This is a genomic window from Candidatus Methanoperedens nitratireducens (assembly GCF_900196725.1).
Lineage (GTDB): Archaea > Halobacteriota > Methanosarcinia > Methanosarcinales > Methanoperedenaceae > Methanoperedens > Methanoperedens nitroreducens_A.
In genome coordinates this window covers 1-3,001 of sequence record NZ_FZMP01000053.1, presented here as the reverse complement: position 1 = coordinate 3,001, position 3,001 = coordinate 1, and the positions used below count along the sequence as shown (strand labels likewise).

General features: G+C 35.7%; 4 protein-coding genes. All 4 read left to right on the top strand.

Annotated features, from left to right (window positions below; all coding sequences use genetic code 11):
* The first annotated feature begins 267 nt into the window (after window positions 1–267).
* On the top strand, window positions 268–828 hold the full coding sequence (locus MNV_RS04865) for a helix-turn-helix domain-containing protein (RefSeq protein WP_096204249.1): 561 nt from the start codon (window positions 268–270) through the stop codon (window positions 826–828).
* Window positions 829–848: 20 nt separating this feature from the next.
* Window positions 849–1,076, top strand: a complete 228-nt coding sequence (locus MNV_RS04860; RefSeq protein WP_096204248.1) for a hypothetical protein — start codon at window positions 849–851, stop codon at window positions 1,074–1,076.
* A gap of 183 nt (window positions 1,077–1,259) precedes the next feature.
* On the top strand, window positions 1,260–1,484 hold the full coding sequence (locus MNV_RS04855; protein WP_096204247.1) for a hypothetical protein: 225 nt from the start codon (window positions 1,260–1,262) through the stop codon (window positions 1,482–1,484).
* Between the two features lie 42 nt (window positions 1,485–1,526).
* A partial coding sequence (locus MNV_RS04850; protein ID WP_096204246.1) for a recombinase family protein occupies window positions 1,527–3,001 on the top strand: 1,475 nt, incomplete at its 3' end.

Below are 3,001 nucleotides of genomic sequence, written 5' to 3'. Positions count from 1 at the left end.
AAAAAGACCATATCCAGATACTTCAACAAATTAGTGGACAATAGCGATTATCGAAAGAGGGAGAAAAAGGAAGTCTTGGAATGGTTATTTTCTCTTTCTAAAGGACGAAAACAGGTCTGAGGAAGGCCAATTCTGAGGGTAAACTTGCGATTAGAGAGGATTAAATTGCCTTCCGGTACATAGGATATCAGTTCTTGCAAATAGAAGCTTAAAAGCCTCTATTTGTTTTTAAGGGGAAGTTATCAGCAATAACTGATATTGTAATTTATGGATGCCGTCTATCATCCAGTTAAAAAAGAATGGCTTAATGAACATGACATGCAATCTTTAAGAAGAATATTAAACAATAAAAAAATATCAGAGCCCAGAAAAGAAAATTTTGAAGGATTGTCTGTAAGACCAAGTAAGAAAAATACCAGGCTCTTCATTGATAATGAATACTTTGAAAAAGGTTATGCTAGATTGTTTCCTAAAAGTGTTCTGGCTGTTTATTGTGTTCTGGCTAAATATGCCAATTACCAAACGCAAACCTGTTTTCCTTCAATAGATATCCTTATTCACGAAAGCGGTATAAAACGCCGTAATACCGTAATTTATGACCTCAAGATATTAGAGGCATATAGCATCATTTATATTGAACACTCAAAGGGCTGGTCTCCCAATCAGTACGCTTTACTTAGTCCAGATGTTTGGAAAGATCCAAACAGTATCAAAATTGATACTGTTCTCAGTATGAAAAAGATATTGAAAACAGTATCAAAAATAAGCCTAAACAGTATCAAAAACAATCTTCTAACAGTATCAGTAGCGATACTGGAAATTATCTAATTAAATCATCTAATGAAATTATGGACAAAATTAAAAAATCTCCTAATAAGGAAACGAATTTAGGGGTTCCACTCTCTGAAGTGGCTTTCTTGTTTTTGAAATACCACTATCAGGAAAAGGATATTTTAAAGGCTATCTCCTCATTAAGAGAAGATGGAAAAGAGATCTTGTTCCGTTCTGTAAAGAATTTGCTGAAACGATGGTCAAAGGATGGCAAGATTGTCCCGATTGAGGATATGAAATGGTAGGTTGAAGTTTTTAACTGCAAGACTTTTATTAACAAGAACCGGTTGTGAGCATAACAGAAAAATAAAAGAGAGGATAAAGGGAGCAGAGGAAAAATAGCCTGAGGAAGGTAGGTTTCAAGGGTAAATTTATGTTTAAACAGAAGTTTGATCAGCCTTCGATATCTTTAATCTAATTTTCAAAATATGCCCATTAGCCAGGAGCTTTTAAACGAGCTTAAAGATATATTAAGGGAAGACTACGGAAAAGAACTCAGCCAGAAAGAGTTGTTTGAAGTGGGAAACAGCTTAGTTTTATATTTTGATCTCTTGGCCAGAATTCATTCAAGAAACAAGTTAAAAAGCGAAAACTCTGAAAGAGATAATCCTAAGATAAGGCCAGAATTTGACATTCGCAACAAGCCGTTATAGAATAACTGATACCTTTAATTTTTGATACAAGAAAACAAACATATGAAGGCAGTATTATTTGCCAGAGTTTCGTCAAGAGAGCAGGAAGAAACTGGTTATTCTCTTCCATCCCAAGAAAAACTCCTTAAGGAATATGCAGATAGGAGAGGCTTTAGAATTGCCAAAAGGTTTTCTATATCAGAATCTGCCAGCGGATTAAATCAAAGAAAAACCTTTAATGAGATGCTGAATTATGTGAAAAACGGGAATATTAAGGTTATTGTCTGTGAAAAAGTTGATCGGCTAACCCGAAACCTGAAAGATGCAGTTTCTATTAATGAATGGATAAACGAGGATACAGAAAGGCAGGTTCATTTCGTAAAGGAAAACTGCATACTATCCAAGGATTCTAAATCAAACGAGAAATTTATCTGGAACATCAAAGTCTCAGTAGCCCAATATTACATAGACAACCTTTCAGAAGAAGTAAAGAAGGGGCAAAAAGAAAAAATCGCCCAGGGCTGGCTCCCGACAAAACCGCCTTTAGGATACAAAACTATTGGAGAGAAGGGACATAAAATCCATGTCATCGACGATGAGAAGGCGCTGCTAATCAAAAAGGCATTTGATCTATATGCCACTGGGAATTATTCTCTCAAAAAATTAGTTCAAATAGCCAATGAAGAAGGATTGAGAACAGCGGGGGGAAATAAGTTAGTAAAAAGCCGACTAGCGGATCTACTTTCCGATCCTTTTTATTATGGTAAAATCTGCTGGAATGGTGAAATTTACGATGGTAAACAAGAACCATTAATTGCCAAAGAGCTTTTTGATAGAGTACAGGAAGTACTAAAAAGTAAATCCACTCCTAAGTACAACAGGCATTTTTACCTATTTAACGGGCTTATTAAATGTGCTGAGTGCGGCGGAAAGATAACATGGGAAAAGCAAAAGGGTATAATCTACGGCCATTGCAACCATTACCGGAATTGCTCGCAGAAGACTTGGTCTAAGGAACATGAGGTAGAAAATCAAGTTTTAGATGTATTCGGAAACCTTGAGATTAAGGATATCAGACTTACCGAATGGGTAAAGAAAGCCTTGAAAGAAAGCCATCGAGATGAAATTGAATACCATAGCCTTGCTGTCAATGAACTTAACCAGAGATATGAACTGATACAAAAAAGGCTAGATAAACTCTATGATGATAAACTGGATGAGAAGATAAACAAGGAGTTCTACGAAAGAAAATTCAAGGAGTATTCAGCAGAAAGAGAGACCATTTTAAGGTCCATCCAAAAGCATTCTCAAGCAAATAATAAGTATTTTGAGTTAGGTATAACTGTTTATGAGCTTTCTCAGAAAGCCAGAGAAATATACCTGAGCGCCACTTTAGAGGAGAAACGGCAACTCATAAATCTTGTTTTCGAGAATCTTTTCTTAAATGAAGGGAGATTAACTTTCAGTTATTCTAAACCATTCAAAACACTCTCGGAAGCAGTAGAAATAACCAACAGTTCGAAAGTTCTTGATTTGGT

Excerpts from the sequence above, each read along its gene's own strand:
- MNV_RS04855 (WP_096204247.1), top strand. The coding sequence starts at position 1,260 with ATGCCCATTAGCCAGGAGCTTTTAAACGAGCTTAAAGATATATTAAGG.
- MNV_RS04865 (WP_096204249.1), top strand. The coding sequence starts at position 268 with ATGGATGCCGTCTATCATCCAGTTAAAAAAGAATGGCTTAATGAACAT.
- MNV_RS04860 (WP_096204248.1), top strand. The coding sequence starts at position 849 with ATGGACAAAATTAAAAAATCTCCTAATAAGGAAACGAATTTAGGGGTT.